The 18,309-nt window shown below is 72.3% G+C and carries 17 protein-coding genes; 10 read left to right on the top strand and 7 right to left on the bottom strand.

Translation table 11 applies throughout. The annotated features are described in order from the left end of the window. Position 1 precedes the first annotated feature (1 nt). Complete coding sequence (locus ACSNN7_RS13135; protein WP_436681021.1) at positions 2–865, top strand: diacylglycerol/lipid kinase family protein; 864 nt, start codon at positions 2–4, stop codon at positions 863–865. Here the strand turns inward: ACSNN7_RS13135 and ACSNN7_RS13140 are convergent. Continuing rightward, complete coding sequence (locus ACSNN7_RS13140; RefSeq protein WP_436681022.1) at positions 852–1,463, bottom strand: TetR/AcrR family transcriptional regulator; 612 nt, start codon at positions 1,461–1,463, stop codon at positions 852–854. The two genes, ACSNN7_RS13135 and ACSNN7_RS13140, sit on opposite strands and share 14 nt — an antisense overlap. A gap of 188 nt (positions 1,464–1,651) precedes the next feature. Between ACSNN7_RS13140 and ACSNN7_RS13145 the strand changes: the two genes are divergently transcribed. Next, a complete protein-coding gene (locus tag ACSNN7_RS13145; RefSeq protein ID WP_436681023.1) occupies positions 1,652–3,070 on the top strand; it encodes a WGR domain-containing protein in 1,419 nt (472 codons plus the stop codon). Between the two features lie 162 nt (positions 3,071–3,232). Then, positions 3,233–3,859: a poly-gamma-glutamate hydrolase family protein gene (locus ACSNN7_RS13150; protein WP_436681024.1), complete on the top strand. Its 627-nt coding sequence runs from the start codon at positions 3,233–3,235 to the stop codon at positions 3,857–3,859. Positions 3,860–3,951: 92 nt separating this feature from the next. Here ACSNN7_RS13150 and ACSNN7_RS13155 read toward each other — a convergent pair whose 3' ends face one another. Beyond that, complete coding sequence (locus tag ACSNN7_RS13155) at positions 3,952–4,770, bottom strand: alpha/beta fold hydrolase (protein ID WP_436681025.1); 819 nt, start codon at positions 4,768–4,770, stop codon at positions 3,952–3,954. Positions 4,771–4,924: 154 nt separating this feature from the next. Here ACSNN7_RS13155 and ACSNN7_RS13160 point away from each other — a divergent pair, with 154 nt between their 5' ends. Next, positions 4,925–5,515, top strand: coding sequence for a TetR/AcrR family transcriptional regulator (locus tag ACSNN7_RS13160; RefSeq protein WP_436681026.1), 591 nt, complete (start codon positions 4,925–4,927; stop codon positions 5,513–5,515). A 238-nt stretch (positions 5,516–5,753) separates the two neighbouring features. Continuing rightward, the gene (locus ACSNN7_RS13165; RefSeq protein WP_436681027.1) at positions 5,754–6,665 is read left to right on the top strand and encodes an MBL fold metallo-hydrolase; all 912 of its coding nucleotides are present in this window, start codon (positions 5,754–5,756) and stop codon (positions 6,663–6,665) included. A gap of 90 nt (positions 6,666–6,755) precedes the next feature. Here ACSNN7_RS13165 and ACSNN7_RS13170 read toward each other — a convergent pair whose 3' ends face one another. From ACSNN7_RS13170 to ACSNN7_RS13180, 3 genes are all read right to left on the bottom strand, one after another. Further along, positions 6,756–7,961, bottom strand: a complete 1,206-nt coding sequence (locus ACSNN7_RS13170; protein ID WP_436681028.1) for a chitosanase — start codon at positions 7,959–7,961, stop codon at positions 6,756–6,758. A 207-nt stretch (positions 7,962–8,168) separates the two neighbouring features. Then, complete coding sequence (locus tag ACSNN7_RS13175) at positions 8,169–9,395, bottom strand: trypsin-like serine peptidase (protein WP_436681029.1); 1,227 nt, start codon at positions 9,393–9,395, stop codon at positions 8,169–8,171. Positions 9,396–9,539: 144 nt separating this feature from the next. Next, positions 9,540–10,751, bottom strand: coding sequence for an epoxide hydrolase family protein (locus tag ACSNN7_RS13180; protein WP_436681030.1), 1,212 nt, complete (start codon positions 10,749–10,751; stop codon positions 9,540–9,542). Positions 10,752–10,814: 63 nt separating this feature from the next. Between ACSNN7_RS13180 and ACSNN7_RS13185 the strand changes: the two genes are divergently transcribed. Then, entirely contained in the window at positions 10,815–11,759 is a 945-nt protein-coding gene (locus tag ACSNN7_RS13185) for a helix-turn-helix transcriptional regulator (protein ID WP_436681031.1), read from the top strand. Positions 11,760–11,798: 39 nt separating this feature from the next. On the opposite strand, the gene ACSNN7_RS13190 is transcribed toward ACSNN7_RS13185, so the two are convergent. Then, a complete protein-coding gene (locus ACSNN7_RS13190) occupies positions 11,799–13,382 on the bottom strand; it encodes an FAD-binding oxidoreductase (RefSeq protein WP_436681032.1) in 1,584 nt (527 codons plus the stop codon). 177 nt (positions 13,383–13,559) lie between these two features. Here ACSNN7_RS13190 and ACSNN7_RS13195 point away from each other — a divergent pair, with 177 nt between their 5' ends. After that, positions 13,560–15,293 carry a peptidoglycan recognition protein family protein gene (locus ACSNN7_RS13195; RefSeq protein WP_436681033.1) on the top strand — a complete coding sequence of 578 codons (1,734 nt, stop codon included), beginning with the start codon at positions 13,560–13,562 and terminating at the stop codon, positions 15,291–15,293. A gap of 84 nt (positions 15,294–15,377) precedes the next feature. Beyond that, on the top strand, positions 15,378–15,677 hold the full coding sequence (locus ACSNN7_RS13200) for a hypothetical protein (RefSeq protein ID WP_436681034.1): 300 nt from the start codon (positions 15,378–15,380) through the stop codon (positions 15,675–15,677). 97 nt (positions 15,678–15,774) lie between these two features. Here the strand turns inward: ACSNN7_RS13200 and ACSNN7_RS13205 are convergent, their stop codons facing one another. Beyond that, positions 15,775–16,392: a TetR/AcrR family transcriptional regulator gene (locus ACSNN7_RS13205; RefSeq protein ID WP_436681035.1), complete on the bottom strand. Its 618-nt coding sequence runs from the start codon at positions 16,390–16,392 to the stop codon at positions 15,775–15,777. 131 nt (positions 16,393–16,523) lie between these two features. Between ACSNN7_RS13205 and ACSNN7_RS13210 the strand changes: the two genes are divergently transcribed. Beyond that, positions 16,524–17,432 carry a TIGR03620 family F420-dependent LLM class oxidoreductase gene (locus ACSNN7_RS13210; protein WP_436681036.1) on the top strand — a complete coding sequence of 303 codons (909 nt, stop codon included), beginning with the start codon at positions 16,524–16,526 and terminating at the stop codon, positions 17,430–17,432. 88 nt (positions 17,433–17,520) lie between these two features. Beyond that, positions 17,521–18,270, top strand: a complete 750-nt coding sequence (locus ACSNN7_RS13215; protein ID WP_436681037.1) for an SDR family oxidoreductase — start codon at positions 17,521–17,523, stop codon at positions 18,268–18,270. The last annotated feature ends 39 nt before the right edge of the window (positions 18,271–18,309 follow it).

Raw genomic sequence — 18,309 nt, forward strand, 5'->3', positions numbered from 1 at the left:
GGTGCGCGCCTTCACCGTGATCCTCGGGCCGGCCGCGCGCCGAGGACTGTCCCGCGTGATGCCGGTGGCCCACCAGCTCCGCGCCGCCGGCGCGCGCATCCGGGTGGAGTACACGCAGACCGCCGAGCAGGCCCGCCAGCGCGCCGCCGCCGCGGTGCAGGACGACGAGGTGGTCGTCGCCGCCGGCGGTGACGGCACCATCCGGCTGCTCGCCGGGGTGGTCGCCGACCTCGGCGGCCTGCTCGGCGTCATCCCGGCCGGGCGCGGCAACGACTTCGCCCGCCAGCTGCGTTTGCCGCACTCCCCCGACGCCGTCGCCGACCTGCTGCTGCACGGCGAGCCCCGGCACCTCGACGTGCTCCGCGTCGCCGGTCAGACGGTCGTCGGCAGCGTCTACACGGGCGTCGACGCGGCCGCCAACGAACTGGCCAACCGGTCCCGCCTGCCCGCGTCGCTGGTGTATCCCACCACCGGACTGCGGGCGCTGCTGCGCTGGAAGCGGACCCGGTACACGATCACCGTGGACGGCCGGACGGAGGAACTGCACGCCTACACGGTGGTGGTGGCCAACTGCGGATACTACGGCCGCGGGCTGCACATCGCCCCGACGGCGCGGCCCGACGACGGGGCGCTGGACGTCGTCGTGGTCCGGCACGCGCCGAAGCTGCTGTTCCCGGTCGTGCTGCGACAGATGCGCGCCGGCTGGCACCTCGGACGCCGGCAGGTCACGTCCTACCGCGGCAGCTCGGTCACGGTACGCGCCGACCGGCCGGTGATCGCGTACGGCGACGGCGACCCGGTCGGCCGGGGCGACCGGGTGCACGTCGAGCTCCGCCCGCGCGCACTACGGATCATCTGCGGCTAGGTGTGCTGTCCGGCCGTAGGTATCCGTCGACCAGCCGGGCCAGTTCCCGGTCGAACTCGGCGACCGGCACGTCGTCGGCGACCGTGCGGAGGGACAGCACGAAGGACTGCGTGGCCAGGTAGACCATGCGGGCCAGCACCTCGGCGTCGTCGGCGCGGACCGAGCCGTCCTGGTGGCCGTCGGTCAGCGCCGCCACGAGGAAGCGCAGCATCTCGTCCTGGCCGTTGCCACGCCGATCGAGCAGGTACGGCAGCAGCACCTCGGGATCGACGTCGCGGATCTTGCAGAGCAGCGGGTGACTCCGGAGCACCCGGGCCGCCGACACCACCCGCGAGACCAGCCGGGACCGGGCCGAGCCCGCGCTCCCGTCGTCCGCGGCCTCCACCAGCACCTGATGCCACTCCCGGTTCATCAGGTCCCCGATCAGCGACTGCACGTCCGGCCAGCGCCGGTAGACCGTCATCCGCGAGACCCCGGCACGGCGCGCCACGTCGGTCAGCGTCGTGCGACGCACCCCGTAGGCGAGGACGCAGTCCCGGGCAGCGTCCAGGACCGCGTCCTCGACGCCGCGCTCGCCGGGCTGGCTCACCTCCACCACGCCGAATGTCTACCACGCTCCCCGCTGCGGCGGCCGACCCGGCCGAGTGGCGCGGCGGCGGCAGGCCGCCGTCGCCCCCGGCAGGCGCCGCCGGCGGCACCGGATCTTGTCGGGGGCGGTGGTTAGCGTGTGCCCACTGTCGCCGCGCCGGCCACGTCGGGCCGGTCGCTGACCCCTCGGAGGCCCCCATGTCGCAGGAGACGACCTACCTCGAACTGTCCGAGGTGGACGGTGCGCACAAGTTCTACGAGGTCGTCGTCTCCGACGCCACACTGACCGTGCGCTACGGCCGGATCGGCGACCAGGGCCAGGTGAAGACGAACGCCTATCCGGACAACGCGCGGGCCCGGGCGGCCGCGGCGAAGAAGATCGGGGAGAAGATCCGCAAGGGGTACGCCCCGGCGGTCCCCGGCGTCAGGCAGAAGCGCAGCGTCTCCCGGCGGCAGATCGTCAGCACCCGCTCCACCGCCCGCACCGCCCCGGTGCTCTGGCGCTACGACTCCGGCGCCCCCGCCTTCGGCATCTTCGTCGACGGGCAGCACTGCATGGTGGGCAACGAGCACGGGGTGATCACCACCCTCGGCCACGACGCCCAGGTGCGCAGCCAGGTCCGCCTACCCGACGGGGTGAAGTGCATCGTCGCCGACGACGCCTGGACCTACGCCGGCTGCGACGACGGCAACGTCTACGACCTCTCCGGCAAGGTGCCCCGGGTGGCGTACGCGATCGCCCCGGAGATCGACATCTACTGGCTGGACATCCACGACGGCGTCCTGGGCGTCTCGGACGCCGACGGTGGGATCGCGGCGATCGACCACGAGGACGAGTTCCTCTGGCGCCGGCCTGGTCGGGGCCGCTCCGCCTGGATGGTGCGCTGCGACACCGAGGCGCTCTACCACGGCCATTCCCAGGGGGTGACCGGCTACGACTGGCGTACCGGCCGCGAACTGTGGCACACCAGGACCGGTTCGGTGCTGTTCGGGTGGCAGGAGCGCGGCAGCGTGTTCGCCGGGACGAGCACCCGTGAGGTGGTGCGGCTGGCCAAGGACGGCCGGGTCGAACGCAGCTACCGCTGCGACGCCCCGGTGTTCTCCTGCGCGACGGCCGAGGGCGGCCGGTACGTCTTCGCCGGCGACAGCCAGTCCTCGATCTACTGCTTCGATGCGGCGGGCACCCGGCTGTGGAAGCTCGGCACCGGCTGCGGCTCGGCGTACTCCATGCAGTACCACGACGACCGGCTCTACGTCGTCACCACCGGCGGCCACCTGGCCTGCATCGACGCCAGTGAGCCGGCGATCCGCGCGGCCGAGGTCGGCGACGTGCCGCAGGTGCGGGACGTCAAGGCGCCCCGCCAGGCACCGCGGACCGTGGAGCCGACGGTGCTGGAGGTGACCAGCGACGCCGGGGCGGGCGTCGTCGTGCAGTGCCTGGACGATCGGGGGCGGCTGCGGGTCCAGGTGGTCTCCGACGGCTACCGGCGCGACTGGTCGGTGCAGTTCCCCAAGGGCATCCGCGAGCCGGGCGCCCGCTACCTGGTGACCGAGGTCCGCGAGTCCGGCCGAGGTGGGTTCTACCGGGCGTACGGCGACATCCGCCGGCTGCGCTGAGCGGCCGCCCGCCCCGACGTCTCGCGGGCGGGACCGAGTGCGTTCTCGAGACCCGACGGGCCGGCCTCGGACTAGGCTGCGAATGAGCGGGCCCTGGTGGGGGCACGGTCGGCAGCTCCGGCCCGACACCATCGGCTCGGGCGACATCCTGAACCGGGGGTAATGGTGGGCGACCGGTACGACTCCTACGCCGAGCTGGCCGCCGCCGAAGAGGAGGGCGTGGACTACACCCGGACGGTGCTCGACCAGCCGACGACGTCGTGGGCGGCCATCGCGATCCACGGCGGCGGCATCGAAGAGGGCAGCGGAGAGCTGGCGCTGGCCGTGGGCGACGGGCTGATGGCCACCTACGTGTTCGCCGGCATCAGATCCCGGCACAACTCCGATCTGCACATCACCTCCATCGACTTCGACGATCCGCAGTGCCTGGCGGTGGTCGCAGGAGCGGACAACACCGTCTCCTTCCACGGCTTCACCGGCCCGGCCGACGAAGCCGAGACCGCCGTCGGGGGCCTGGACGGCGACCTCGAACGAGCGATTGCGGCCGCGCTGGCCGACAGCGGGTTCACGGTCACGTCGGGTTCGAGGGAGATATCCGGCACCAACCCCCGCAACATCTGCAACAAGAACAGGCGAGGCGCCGGGGTGCAGCTGGAGCTGTCCCAAGCCCTCCGCAAGTCGTTCTTTCCCGGCGGCGACCTGTCTCGGACGACCCGGGAGTCGGGGCAACGGACGCAGCGCTTCTACGACTACGTCGAGGCCGTCCGGTCGGTGGTGGGGGCGGCCTGACCGCCCACGGCGAGGGGACGCGCGACCGCACGCACCCCCTGCTGCGCCGTCGGTGACGGTATGGCAGGGGGTGCGTCGCAGGTCCGGCGGCGTCAGTTGCTCGTGGCGGCCTCGATCACGAGGTCGGCGATGACGTCGGGGTGCGAGACGGCGACGGAGTGCGAGGCGTTCTCGACCTGGACGGTGTGGCGGGAGCCGGCCCGGTCGGCCATGAACTGCTGGGCGGCGACGGGGATGTTGTTGTCGGCTCCCGCGAGCGCGAACCAGGACGGGATCGACTTCCAGGCGGGCGCGCCGGAGCCCTCGCCGAGAGCGGCGTCGCGGATCGGGCGCTGGGTGACGGCGGCGAGGGCGGCCTCGGCGGGCGCGAGGTCGGCGGCGAACTGGCGGTGGAAGGCGTCCTGCCGGATGTAGAGATCGTGGCTGCCGTCCCCCAGCGGGACCGGCGGCGCCAGGGCGTCACCGAGCGTGCTGCCGGGGAACTGGCCGGACAGGCCGAGCGCGGTTTCCCCGGCGTCGGGGGCGAAGGCCGCGACGTACACCAGCGCCGTGACGTCGGGGTTGCCCACCGCGGCGTTGGTGATCACCGCTCCGCCGTAGGAGTGGCCGACGAGGACGACCGGGCCGGACACCGTGGCGAGCAGCTGCTTCAGGTAGTCGGAGTCGGAGATCAGGCCGCGCAGGGGGTTCGCCGGGGCGACGACCGGGTAGCCGCGCTGCTGCAGCCGCGACACCACGCCGTGCCAGCTCGACGAGTCGGCGAACGCTCCGTGCACGAGGACCACGGTCGGCTTGGCAGCGCGGTGGCCGTCGTCGGCCTTCGCGGTGGAGGGGCGGGAGGCGGTGCCGAGACTGGCGATCATCCCGACGCCGGCGAGCGCGGACAGGCCCAGCAGGTGGCGAAGACGCATGACGACTCCTCGTTTCCGAGCGAGAGAACGGTCGTTCTCTCTGTTGGTGGAGAGAATAGTCGTTCTACCCCCGAGGGCAATGTGACGTGGACCATGTCGCGCCCCGGGGGGTGAAGTACTGGCAGAACGAACAGTCTCTCCTTACGCTCGGGGGATGACGTCACGCCCAAAGCAGGAGCTCCACCCCAGGGACCGGCTGCTCGCCACGGCCTCGGAGCTGTTCTATGCCCACGGCCTGCACACGGTGGGCGTGGATCGGCTGGTCAGCGAGGCCAAGGTGACCAGGGCGACCTTCTACCGCCACTTCCCGGCGAAGGAGGACCTGATCGTGGCCTATCTGAGGAGCCGCAGCGCGGAGATCCGCGGCGCCGTCGCGCGGACCCTCACCGAGATCCGGGGCCGCGAGGCTCTGCTGCGCATCATGAACTTCATCGGCGAGGACGTGTCCCGGGCCGATTTCCGCGGCTGCGCCTTCCTCAACGCCGCAGCCGAATATCCGGATCCGGCACACCCCGTACGCCGGGCCGTCGAAGAGCACCACGCCTGGTTCCTCCAGACCCTGCGCGAGCAGGCGGCGGAGGCCGGGCACCCCGACCCCGACCACACCGCGCGGGCACTGGCGCTGCTGCGCGACGGCGCCCTGGCGGGCGGCGCCCTCGGCAACCCCGCAGAGGTCCGCGAGACCCTGACCAAGGCCGTCGACGATCTGCTCACCCGGCCACCGGCGACCCCCGACGCCGCCTGACGCCTGGCCACCGCAGGGCTGCGGCAAGCAGGGGCGAGCCCGTCCGGCGGTGTCCCCTTGCGGATGAGCACCGAGCGATCCGGCTGCCGCCTCGGGCCTCGGCGGGGACGATCGACGGTACGCGGGCGGTCCGCCGCCCGGCGAGGTCAGTGCGATCCGGCGAGGCAGGGAGCCACACGTGTCGAGGACGCCGTTTTCGGATCTTGCCGAGCGAGCGCGCGGACTACCGACGGCCCCCGTGCCGCAGGTTGCCCTGGGTCCTGAGATCCCCGAGACCGGCTACGTCCTGGACGAGATCGCCGACGGGGTGTTCTGGCTCAGTGAGGGCATGTACCAGATGATGTTCGTGGTCACGGACGAAGGCGTCATCGCCGTCGACGCGCCACCCACCCTCGGCCACAACATCCTCCGCGCGATCCGCAGCGTGACCAGCCGCTCCATCACCCAGGTCGTCTACAGCCACCACCACTCCGACCACATCGGAGCGATGTCGGTCTACCCCGAGGACGTCCCGCGCTACGCGCACCGCATCACCGCGGAACGACTCACGCGGCTGCGCGACCCCCACCGCCCGCTGCCGACGCACGTGTTCGACGACAGCCTGACCATTGACGCGGGAGACCACAGCCTCCGGCTCGACTACAAGGGCCCCAACCACGCCGAGGGCAACATCTTCATCCATGCCCCGACGCAGGGCGTGCTGATGCTCGTGGACGTGATCTTCCCGGGCTGGGTCCCCTTCTCCAACCTCGCCATCTCCGCGAGCATCCCCGGGTTCGTGGACGCTCACGAACAGGCCCTCGAATACCCCTTCGACAAGCTGGTCGGCGGGCACGTCACCCGACCCGGAACTCCGGACGACGTCAGGACGCAGATCGAATACCTGAAGGACCTGCGCTCCACCACCGAGGCAGCGCTCTCCTCGGTCGACGTGCCGAAGATCCTGGCCCCGGTCGACGCCACCAACGTCTGGGCCGTCTTCAAGGCCTACCTCGACGCGGTGGCCGCCCGGGCCGCCGATGAACTCGTGCCGCGGTGGAACGAGCGCCTGGGCGGCGCCGACCTGTTCACCCTGCCGAACGCCTGGGCGATGGCCGAAGCCCTCCGGCTGGAGTACGGCAGCCTGGGCCCGTTCGGTATCGCGCCCTGAGTCGTCCGACGCACACGCGGACCGGCTGTGCCACCCCCTGTCGGAGCGGCACAGCCGGCGTCGCTTCCGGTTCGCGGCCGGGGGCCGGGGTCAGCCGATGCGGTACTGGTCGCCGTAGACGGCGAAGACCAGCGGCGTGTTCAGGTTGAAGTTGCCGTTGTTCAGGAAGACCCGCTGGGCGGTGTCGACGCGGGAGGTGTCCGAGTGGGCCGCCTCCTTCTTCATCTCGATGACCCGCTCGTCGAGGAAGGCGTGCAGCCAGGTCCGCTCGTCGCCGCCCTGGGCCGGCGGCTTCGCCCGGGCGAGGGCACGGTTGCGGATCGCCCGCATGCCCTCATAGCCGTGCATCACCGCCGCGTCGTAGTAGGCGAACTGCCCGAGCGCGCGTACCCCGTCGGTCTTGCCGTCGCGTACCGACGGGTTGAAATAGACCCGGTCCCGCTCGGCCTCCTGCGCGGCCCGGAACACCGGGTCGGCGGCGGCGGTCCGCCAGTCGCGGGGGAAGTACGGGTCGAGGCCGGCGTGCGAGTCGGTGCCGTTGACGGCGCGCAGGGCCGGCAGGTACCCCGCCAGCACGTTGCCCGGCTTCGTCCTCGTGTAGGCCTCCACCAACTCGAGCATGTCGCCGGTGCCGGAGCAGAAACCGATGATGCCGGCGGTGTAGCCCCGCCCGTCGCCGATGTCCTCGATGTAGGAGAACTGCGCGCGCCAGTCGAGCGAGGAGTTCTCTGCCGCCGAGACGAGCTGCATGGCGACGTCCTTCTTCGCCGGGTCGTCGAGGGGGGCGCCGGCCGGGGCGGACGGGGTGGGCGTGGCACCGCCGCCCGGCAGGACCCACCGCTGGTTGGCGGTGCCGGAGCAGGTCCAGATCTGCAGCCGGGTGCCGTTGGCCGTGTTCCACCCGGTGGCGTCGAGGCACTTGCCCGAGCCGGTGTTGACCAGCGCGCCGTTGCCGGCGGCCCACTTCTGGGCGCCGGTGCCGTTGCAGTCGTACAGCTGCACCTTGGCGCCGTCGGCGCTCGACGCGGCGGTGACGTCCAGGCATTTGCCGAGCGCGCGGACCGAACCGTCGGCGTTGCCGACCGTCCATGCCTGGGCCGCGGTGCCGTTGCAGTCCCAGAGCTGGACCGGGGTGCCGTTGGCCGGGTTGGCGCCGGCCACGTCGACGCACTTCCCCCCGAGGCCGGTGATCGGCCCGGCCGACGCGGCGCTGGCCGACGACAGGCCGTAGCCCACCGTCGCGGTGGACACCAGCAGAGCCGCTGAGAGGTGGGCGACTGTCCGCTTGCGAAGCATGGGCTCTCCTCGGATGGGGGTGGGTGCTACCGCCCTCCGATCGGTGGCCTGCGCCGCGTCGGACGGTCCCGGTTACCGCCGTGACGAATTAGATAACCTTATTAACAGATACCAGTACGTCTATGTCCTGTCAATCGACGGGCGGTGCCGGGCACGGCGACGGGCCGCCGGGGCTACGCCCCAGCGGCCCGTCGGTGTCAGCAGTCGTCAACCGTTGGCGATCAGGCCGGCGATCTCGTTGTAGATCAGGTGCGCCTTCGCCCCCTGGTTCGACGGGCAGCCACCGAGGTGGTGCAGGGCGATCACCCGGTGGCTGGCGTTCAGCACCGGCGAGCCGGAGTTGCCGCCCGAGGTGTCACAGCTGTAGCTGATGTTCCAGGTGTTGTAGTTCGCGTTCCGCACGGTGCACGTCGTGCCACCCTGGGTGTTCTCGTAGATGGACAGTCGCTTCGGGCTGCCGTCGCCGTGCCCCGGGATGTACATCCGCGTGCCGGTGCTGGTGGCGGTCGTCGCCAGGTACAGCGTGCCGAAGCCCTGGATGGCGGTGAAGTTGTTCACCGAGTACAGGGCGTAGTCCAGTTCGCCGGAGCCGCCGGAACTCACCTTGTAGAGGGTGGCGCCGCTGACCTTGGTGCCGGGGCCGGGGTTGGCGCCGCCACAGGTGGCGCACTGGTAGTTGAACTGCATCTCGCTGCCGCTGACGGCGGACTGCGTCGAGAAGCAGTGCTTGTTGGTCAGCATGCGGTTGGTGTTGCCGACCCGCCAGGTGGTGCAGAGCCCTCCGCCGCTGATCAGCAGCCGCGCCACCGCGTTGCCGCGGGCGTACTCGCTGGGGTGGCTGCTCTGGTAGCAGACCACGTCGCGGCGGGCGTCGGTGCTGCAGACGGACTGCGTGGAGAAGTTGTGCTGGGTGATTTCCGTCCGGTCGTAGCCGCGCCAGAACCGGTCGATGGTGGCGGCGCTGCCGTGGGAGCGGCGGCTGCTGTGCAGCGTCACCACCGCGGTGTCACCCTCCACCGACATCGCCCAGAAGCCCGGCTGCCCGTCGATGGTGTAGTCCGAGCCGGTCGCCCTGTTCAGGTAGCGGTCGTACCGGTAGCTCTCCTTGCCGTCGGGGCTCGACACCGTGACGTAGTCGCCGTGGGCCAGTCGCAGCGCGCTGAAGTGCACCTTGACGTACGCCGCGCCGGGGTGCCGGATGACCTGCGTGCGGCCGCCCCGGGCGTAGGACAGGGCGCCGTCGACGGTGCGGAGTTCACCGACCGTGGTGACGCCCTCGGCCGAGAACTGATCGGATTCGGGTGCCCGTTCCGAGTGTGGTGCGACAGGTCGCACCGAGTACGCCTCGGCGGGTACCGCCAGCAGGCTCAGCCCAAGTGTGCAGGCGCCGAGCGCGACCGCCGCCGTTCGCAGGCGGCGCAGGGCAAGTTTCATCGTCGCTCCTCCCCCGGAACCAGCATCCGGACGTGGCTTTGCACCTTCATACACGAGGCGATCGACGCATGCAAGTGTGTCGATATAAGGGCCGGCTCCGGCGGGCCGAGTGCTTCCGGCGGGAGCGCTCGGCCCGCCGGCACCTCAGCGGACCTTCCGGAAGAAGTCCCGCACGTCGTCGGTGAAGAGCGTGGGCTGTTCGGCGGCGAAGAAGTGCCCGCCCCGGTCGTACTCCGACCAGTGGACGACCTGGTGGTCGCGTTCGGCGAACCGGCGGACCGTGACGTCGGTCGTGGTCGAGACGAGGACACCGGTCGGCACGGTGCGATCCGCGGGCACCGCCCAGTCCCCGGCCCCGGCGTCGTCCGGAGTCCCGTCGCCGGACGGCCACCCGTCGGTGGCGGTGCTCCAGTCCGCAGCGGTGATGTCCTCGTAGTAGACCTGCGCGGACGATCCACCGGAGCCGGTCAGCCAGTACAGCGTCGCGGTGGCGAGCAACGTGTCCCGGTCGACGCCGAAGTCGACATCGGTGGGGTGATCGGTCAGCCGGTGGTACAGCTCCGCGATCCAGGCGAGCTGCGCGGCCGGTGAGTCGGTCAGCCCGTACGCCAGCGTGTACGGCGACTTGGCCTGGATCTGGAGGTAGCCGTCGTTGTAGCGGTCCATCGCCGCCAGCCGCGCTCGCTCGACGTCGGTGAGCCCGTCCATCTCGCCGGCCTCGCCGGCAGGAAAGGTGAGCAACGCGTTGACGTGGACACCGAGCACGCCGTCCGGGTGCTGCCGGCCCATCGCCGGGGCGACGTACGCGCCGGTGTCCCCGCCGTGCACCCCGTACCGCCGGTAGCCGAGCCGGGCCATGAGGCGTACCAGGGCCGCCGCCATCGCCTCGCTGCCCCAGCCCGGTCCGACCAGTGGCGTGGAGAACCCGAACCCCGGCAGGGAGGGCACGACCAGGTGGAACGCGTCCGCCCGGTCGCCACCGTACGCCCGTGGGTCGGCCAGCGGTGCGATGACGTCGCGGAACTCCAGCACGGAACTCGGCCACCCGTGCAGCAGCATCAGCGGGGTCGCGTCCGGCTCCGGCGAGCGGAGATGCAGGAAGTGGAACGGCTGCCCGTCGATCTCGGTCGAGTACTGGGGAAAGGCGTTCAGCACCGCCTCGTGGACTCGCCAGTCGAAACCGGTACGCCAGTACTCGACCAGCTCGCGCAGTCGCGCCACGGGCACGCCGCGGTCCCACCCGAGCTCGGGCAGCACCGGCCAGCGGGTGTTGGCCAGGCGCGTGGCCAGGTCATCGAGCTGCGGTTGGGGGACGTCGACGCGGAAGGGGCGGATCTCGGGCTGCACATCTGTCATGCCGGGCACGCTAGGTGCCGGTTAGGCCAGTACCTGTCCTCACCGACCTGGCAGTCTGGTGCGATGGTGACGTCGGCCCGACTGTTGAAGCTGCTGTCGCTGCTGCAGACGCACCGGCAGTGGCCCGGCGCGGAGCTGGCCGACCGGCTCGGCGTGACCCCACGCACCGTGCGGCGGGACGTGAACCGGCTGCGTGAGCTGGGCTACCCGGTGCACGCCACCCGGGGCAACCCCGGCTACCGGCTGGGGGCCGGGGCTGTCCTGCCGCCGCTGTTGCTCGACGACGACGAGGCCGTCGCGGTCGCCATCGGGCTGCGCACCGCCACGGCCAGCTCGGTGGCCGGCATCGAGGAGACATCGCTGCGCGCGCTGGGCAAGCTCCATCAGGTGCTGCCGTCGCGGCTGCGGCACCGGGTCCGCGCGCTCGGGCAGGCGACCGTCCGGGTCAGCGCCGACGGTCCCCGGGTGGCCCCGGACGTCCTGCTCGCGATCTCCGAGGCGATCGGCCGGCACGAGCGGCTGCGGTTCGACTACACCGGCCACGACGGTACGGCGACGGTACGCGACGTCGAGCCGCACACCGTGGTCAACTGGGGCCGGCACTGGTACCTCGTCGCGTGGGACGTCAACCGGGACGACTGGCGCAGCTTCCGCGTCGACCGGCTGCGCACCCGCACGCCGACCGGTCCGCGCTTCGCACCCCGGGAACCACCGGACGGCAACGTGGCCGCGTACCTGGCGCGGCAGCTGTCCACCGGCCCGTGGCGGATGCAGGCGACCGTGGTCCTGCACCGCTGCGCCGAGCAGGTGGCCGACCTGGTGTGGCCGGGGATGGGCGCAGTCGAACCGGTCGACGACGACCACTGCCTGCTGCATCTCGGCGCCGACTCACCCGAGGACCTGGCCTGGATGGTCACCTCGGTCGGCGTCGACTTCACGGTGATCGACCCGCCCGAACTGGTCGCCGCCGTCCGCGCCCTCGCGGACCGCTGCCGGCGCGCCACCTGACGGACCGCCCCGGTTCCGTGCGACGCACTGCCGGTGTGCTCAGCCGACGAGGACGCCGGGGTTCAGCACGTGGTGCGGATCGAGCGCCGCCTTGGCCGCGTGCAAGGCGATCGCGAACGGTTCCGGGCGCTGCCGGTCGTAACCGGGCCGGTGATCCCGGCCCACGGCGTGATGGTGCGTGACCGTGGCGTGCAGCCGGGTGAGGGTCTCCATGGCGGCGACCTTGATGTCGTCCCACATGGCCAGCTCCTGCCCGCGCCGGCCGGCGGCCACGACCGTGAAGTAGGGCGCGGGACCGTCCGGGTAGACGTGCGAGAACCGGCAGTTGACGATGCCGGGCGCCCCGGTGACCTTCTCGACGGCCGCGCCGACGTCCGCCCGCACGGTCTCGTACAGCTCGGCGGCGCGGTCCCAGGTACAGGCCGTCTCGAACGTCTCGACGATCGCGCTCATCCGGGCCAGCCCGTCGCGGACGTACGGCATGCGCAGGAAGGACGAGCGCCAGGCCTCGGCGGCGCGGTCCACCCCGTCGCCGGCGTCGCCCGAGCCGCGGGGCGTGCCGCCGTGGTCCCGGGCGAGCGTGAGCAGCTGGGCGAGCTGCGCGTCGACAGGGTGGTGCGCGGACTCCACGCCCACCACGAGTACCGCCTCACCGGTGCGCGCGGCACCGGACAGGAAGGCTTCACCCGGGTCGAGGAGCCGGCAGTTGGCCGGGTGCAGACCGGACTGGGCGATCGCCCGTACGGCCTCCATCGCCGCGGTGACGTCGTCGAAGCCCACGGTGGCCGACGCCTTGTGGCACGGCTTGTCCTGCAGCCGCATCCACGCCTCGGTGATCACCCCGAGGGTGCCCTCGGAGCCGAGGAAGAGGCGGTCCGGGGAGGGGCCCGCCCCCGAACCGGGCAGCCGCCAGGACTCCCCGACCCCGACCGGCGTCACCACGCGCATCGACTCCACCAGGTCGTCGATGTGGGTGTACAGCGTGGCGTAGTGCCCGCCGGCCCGGGTGGCCAGCCAGCCGCCGAGCGTGGAGTACTCGAAGCTCTGCGGGAAGAACCGCAGCGTCAGCCCGTGCGGGCGCAGTTGGTCCTCGAGCACCGGGCCCCGCGCGCCGGCCTGGATGCGGGCGGCGCGGCTGACCGGGTCCACCTCCAGGACGCGGTCCATCGCGGTCAGGTCCAGGGACACGACTCCGCGATGGTCGCCACCGGCACCGCCGGGGCGGTACTCCACGCCGCCGACCACCGAACTGCCCGCGCCGTACGGGACGACGGCCACGCCGCAGCTTCCCGCCCAGTCGAGCACGTCCACGATCTCCGCCTCGGTGCGCGGATGTGCCACCAGGTCGGGTGCGCCGGTCAGGTCGCCGTGCAGGGCGCGGACGACGTCCCGGTAGGCCTTGCCGTAGGTGTGCGCGGCACGGTCGAGCGGTGCGTCGGAGAAGCGGTGGGCCAGGGCGGCCGGTGGGGTGATGCGCGGGAGCGCGAGGGTCAGCCGGGTCAGCTCCGGAACGGGCAGCGGTTCCGCCGGCAGCCCCGGCAGCTGAGCGGCCAGCGCGGCGCACTCCGCGTCGGACAGCGTCTGGTCCGCCCGTCCCCATCCCCACCAGGACCGCTGCTCCATGTCACCGCTCTTTCCGGCAGACGGGTTGAACTCGACGCCGGTCGAGTTCGCCTGACGACCCCCACCCTGCACCCTGGCGCGGCAAGGCGGAAGAGGTCGCTCGCCCTTGATCGAGTAACGCCCCGGACATCGGTTGCGCTGAGCCCTCCGGAAGATCATTTACGGAGGGACTCAGCTGTGAGATTGACGGGGATCCGCTGGAGCCGCCGGACGGCCGGCATCGGGGCCGCGCTGGTGGCCACCGCCGTGGCCGGAACGGCCGGCCTGGTTGCGGTCGGCCTCGGCGAGGACGGGGCCGAGTGGGCCGTCGCGGACGGGCCGGTCACCACCGCACTGCACACCGTGGACTTCCCGGCCGCCGACGACCGGGAGGTGGCCATCGCGCAGCGAGAGACCGACCGCTTCGCCATGGTCGGGGTGACCTGGACGAACCCGGAGATCGATTTCGAGGGCACCATCTCCGTCCGGACCCGGGCGATCGGCGGCGGCTGGTCGGGCTGGCTGCCGCTGGATCTGGACAACCACTTCGGACCGGAGCCGGGTGCCGAGGCGACCTCCGGCAAGGCGCGCGGCGGCACGGACCCGCTGTGGGTCGGCCCCTCCGACGCGGTCGAGGTGCGCGCCAGCACCGCTGACGGCCCGGGCAGCGCCCGGCTGCCCGACGGACTGCGCCTGGAGCTTGTCGACCCGGGCCAGCCGAAGCGCCGCAAGGCCACTGCGGCCGGTGCCCCGCAGGTCCGTCCCGAACGCCTCCAGCCGGTCGCCGAGGTGCAGGCGCTGGAGCCCACCTCCACCGACCCGGCACCGACCGACGCCACGACGACCGAGCCGGCGCCGACCGACACCACGACGACCGCGCCCGCCCCCACCGACACCACGACGGCGCCGGCCGAAACCACCGCCCCCGCGCCGACCGACACCACCGCGCCCGCGCCGACCACCACCTCCGCACCGGCGCCCACCACCAGCTCACCCACCGCGTCGCCCAGCCCCAGCACGCCCCCGAACCCGATCCACGCGCCGAAGGTGGTCACCCGCGCGGGGTGGAAGGCCGACGAGTCGATCGTGCTGAGCCCCCCGACGTACGGCACCGCGGTCAATGCGTTCTTCGTGCACCACACCGCCGGCACCAGCAACTACAGCTGCGCCGACTCGGCCGCCATCGTCCGCAGCATCGAGGTCTACCACGTCAAGAGCAACGGCTGGAACGACATCGGCTACAACTTCCTGGTCGACAAGTGCGGCGTGGTCTTCGAGGGCCGCAAGGGCGGCATCGACAAGCCGGTAATCGGGGCGCACACCTACGGCTTCAACACGAACACCGCCGCGATCGCCGTGCTCGGGACGTACATCACCTCCGGCGCGCCCACCGTCGTCCAGGACGCCGTCGCGCACGTCGCGGCGTACAAGCTCGGCCAGTACGGAAACGACCCGTACGGCAAGGTGTCCCTGGTGTCCGCGGTCGACGGCAAGTACGACCAGGGTGAGTCCGTGGTGATGAACCGCGTCTCCGGTCACCGCGACGCGGTGGCGACGGAGTGCCCGGGCGACTCGCTCTACGCCCAGCTGAGCGGAATCCGGACCAGGGCGGCCAAGGTCTCCGGGCTGGCGCTCGCCGGTCTCAGCGGCCGCAGGCCCGGCACCACCTACCACACCCGGGGCACGTTCTCCGCCTCCTGGTCGGTAGGCACGGCGAGTCACCTCATCAAGAGCTTCGAGGTGCTGGTGGACGGCAAGGTGGTGCTCACCACGGCGGGTACCGCCCGCTCGGCCACGGTCACGGTCACGCCCGGGGCGCACACCCTGCAGATCCGTGCCGCGCACCGGCTGGGGTGGACCGACACCACCAGCGCGCAGTCCGTCGTCGGCGACCCCCCGCCGACCGTCGGCACGCAGCGGAAGACCCGCTGACCGACGTACACCGATCGAGTACGCCACTGACGTGCCCGGCAGCAGGAGGCCCTGCGAGAGGGCACCTTCCGCACCCGCTCGACGGTGCCGCACGCCGACCACCGGGCCGCGGCGGCCGGCGGGGTGACCGAGTTGCGCGCGTCGCTGGCCCGCGCGACCGCCTGCGCCCCGGCGAGGGTCACCGCCGAGGTCCGGGCCCGGCTCACCGCCGCCGAGCGGCTGCTGCAGCCCGGCCTGCCGGCGCAGTCCACCGACGCTGCCGCCCGGCAGCTCGACAGGGCGGTCGCCGCGGCGTCCGGCTGGGGTCCGGCCGTGCAGCAGGACCTGCGCCGCCGCACCGTGCGCGACCTGAAGATGTACGCCCGCTGGGCGCGGCTGGCGTAGCCCTCGCGGACATCGGGTTCGCGTCAGCCCTGCGGGCGTGGCCGTCGACCTCGGGTCGGCGGCCACGTCCGTCGAGGTGGTCGTCGTCTCGGGCCGATCACCGGGGGGTGCGGACGGGGTACGCCGCCGCGGTGAAGGCGTGCAGCGCGATCTCGGCGGACCGTTCCAGCTGGGCGCGATCAGCGCCCGCTGCGGCGTGGACGGCATGCCCCTCGGTGACCACGCTCAGGAAGCGGGCCAGCGCGGTCGGGTCGGCGTCCGGCGGCAGGTCCCGTTCGTCGACGGCGCGGGCGAAGCGAGCGGCGATGGCCTGCTCGCCGGCCAGCCGGCTGGCGGCTAGGAACTCGGAGATGCCCGCGTTTGCGGCACCACAGGCGGTGCCGCCCTGAATGGAGAGGCAGCCGACCGGCCGGTCCGGGCGGGTCAGCGCCACCACGTTGTCCCGAAGCAACGCCGCCGCGACCTCGCGCGCCGTAGGCTGATCGAGCGCGCTGCGCGCGTAGGCCATCTCCACGTCCGCGTAGCGGGCCACGACCTTGCGGAACAGGCCTTCCTTGTTGCCGTAGGCGGCGTACAGGCTCGGCTTGTTGATGCCCATGGCCGCGGTGAGGTCGGCCAGCGAGGCTCCTTCGTAGCCGTGCCGCCAGAACACCTCCATCGCCCGATCCAGCGCCTGGTCGGTGTCGAATCCGCGCGGTCGTCCGAGCTGGGTCATCTCGTTCACCCCCTCCCCGACGCCAAGGCTACTCCGATTTCCAACCGACCGGTACAGAAATTTGGGGAATGCCGGCCGGGCCTGCTAGCTTGTTGTGTACCGGGCGGTACATAAGCGTGGAGGAGGTCGAGATGCAGAACGTGAGACGCACGATCGGCGCGGTCGGAATCTGGAGCATGGAGCTACGCGGGGCGGCCCGGCCGGAGGTCCGCGAGGCCGCTGCGGAGCTGGACCAGCTCGGCTTTCCCGCGCTCTGGATCCCCGGGCTGGACGGCCAGGGGGCGGTCGACGACGTCGAGCACCTGCTGGCCGCCGCGCCCGGCGCCACCGTGGCGCTCGGCGTGCTGTCGATGTGGGGCCAGGACCCGGCCGCACTCGGGGACCGGTGGGCCGCGCTGGACGCGGCGTACGGCCCGCGCGCCGTGCTGGGCCTGGGGGTCAGCAACGCCCACTCCGCCGCCAATGCCGGTCAGGACTACGGCAAGCCGACGGTGTCGATGGCACGATTCCTCGACGGCCTCGACGCCGCACCCCGGCCCATCCCTGCCGAGCGGCGTCTGTTGGGTGCACTGGGTCCGAAAATGGTCGATCTGGCCACCGCGCGGACCTCGGGGTGGCACCCCTTCCTGGTGACCCCGGAGTACTCGGCCCGCCAGCGGGCGCGGGTGGGCGACGGACCGCTCATCGCGCCGCACCTGGCGGTCGTCCTGGACCGCGACCCCGGCCGAGCGCGGGCGGCCGCCAGGGCCGGCGTCGGGATGTTCATCGGTTTCCCCGCGTACCGGTCCAACCTGGCCCGCCTCGGCTTCGGCGAGAAGGACCTCGTCCCGGGCGGCAGCGACCGGCTCATCGACGCGCTGGTCGCCTGGGGCGACCTCGACGACGTCGCCGACCGCGTGCAGGCCCACCTGGACGCCGGGGCGGACCACGTCACCCTGCACGTCCTGCGGCCCGACACCGACGGTGGCGGTCTGCCCCTGCGGCAGTGGCGGGAACTCGCCGCGCTGCTGCCCCGCTTCACCGCACGGACCGCGCACTGATCGACCCCGGCCGGCCCGGGTGCGACCACTCGGACCGGCGATGCAGGAAACCCGTTTCGCACCACCCGAGTACCAAGGAGTACGACACATGGCACAGCTCAACGGCAAGACCGCGCTCGTCACCGGCGGCACCAGCGGTATCGGGCTGGCCGCGGCCCGCCGCTTCGCCGCCGAAGGCGCACACGTCTTCATCACCGGACGCCGCCAGGAGCAGCTGGACGAGGCCGTCGCGGCCATCGGCGCAGCCGCCACCGGCATCCGCAGCGACGTGAGCAACCTCGACGACCTCGACCGCGTCATCGAGGCGATCGCCGCCCACGGCACCGGCCTGGACGTGCTCTTCGCCAACGCCGGCGGCGGCGAGTTCGCCCCCCTCGGCGACATCAGCCTCGCGCACTACACCGACACCTTCGACCGCAACGTCCGCGGCACCCTCTTCACCGTCCAGAAGGCCCTGCCGGTACTCAACGACGGCGCCTCGATCATCCTGGCCGGCTCCACCGCCGCCACCAAGGGCACCCCCGCCTTCGGCGTCTACGCCGCCTCCAAGGCCGCCATCCGCTCCTTCGGCCGCACCTGGGCCGCCGAACTCACCGACCGCCACATCCGGGTCAACACCCTCATTCCGGGTCCGACCGAGACCCCCGGCATCACCGGACTGGCCAACAGCCCCGAGGAGGCCGCAGGCCTGGTGCAGACGCTCGCCTCCACCGTGCCGATGGGCCGGATGGGCCGGCCGGAGGAGATCGCCAACGCCGCCCTGTTCCTCGCCTCCGACGAGAGCAGCTTCATCACCGGCGGCGAGATCTTCGCCGACGGCGGCGCGAACCAGCTCTGACCAGACCCGGCGTCCGGAGCCGCTACGGCGGCTCCGGAC

Source organism: Micromonospora sp. URMC 105, assembly GCF_051386295.1.
Taxonomy (GTDB): domain Bacteria; phylum Actinomycetota; class Actinomycetes; order Mycobacteriales; family Micromonosporaceae; genus Micromonospora.

Coding starts and splice junctions, on each gene's coding strand:
- ACSNN7_RS13145 (WP_436681023.1), top strand. CDS start 1,652: ATGTCGCAGGAGACGACCTACCTCGAACTGTCCGAGGTGGACGGTGCG.
- ACSNN7_RS13150 (WP_436681024.1), top strand. CDS start 3,233: ATGGTGGGCGACCGGTACGACTCCTACGCCGAGCTGGCCGCCGCCGAA.
- ACSNN7_RS13155 (WP_436681025.1), bottom strand. CDS start 4,770: ATGCGTCTTCGCCACCTGCTGGGCCTGTCCGCGCTCGCCGGCGTCGGG.
- ACSNN7_RS13160 (WP_436681026.1), top strand. CDS start 4,925: ATGACGTCACGCCCAAAGCAGGAGCTCCACCCCAGGGACCGGCTGCTC.
- ACSNN7_RS13170 (WP_436681028.1), bottom strand. CDS start 7,961: ATGCTTCGCAAGCGGACAGTCGCCCACCTCTCAGCGGCTCTGCTGGTG.
- ACSNN7_RS13175 (WP_436681029.1), bottom strand. CDS start 9,395: ATGAAACTTGCCCTGCGCCGCCTGCGAACGGCGGCGGTCGCGCTCGGC.
- ACSNN7_RS13180 (WP_436681030.1), bottom strand. CDS start 10,751: ATGACAGATGTGCAGCCCGAGATCCGCCCCTTCCGCGTCGACGTCCCC.
- ACSNN7_RS13185 (WP_436681031.1), top strand. CDS start 10,815: ATGGTGACGTCGGCCCGACTGTTGAAGCTGCTGTCGCTGCTGCAGACG.
- ACSNN7_RS13190 (WP_436681032.1), bottom strand. CDS start 13,382: ATGGAGCAGCGGTCCTGGTGGGGATGGGGACGGGCGGACCAGACGCTG.
- ACSNN7_RS13205 (WP_436681035.1), bottom strand. CDS start 16,392: ATGACCCAGCTCGGACGACCGCGCGGATTCGACACCGACCAGGCGCTG.
- ACSNN7_RS13210 (WP_436681036.1), top strand. CDS start 16,524: ATGCAGAACGTGAGACGCACGATCGGCGCGGTCGGAATCTGGAGCATG.
- ACSNN7_RS13215 (WP_436681037.1), top strand. CDS start 17,521: ATGGCACAGCTCAACGGCAAGACCGCGCTCGTCACCGGCGGCACCAGC.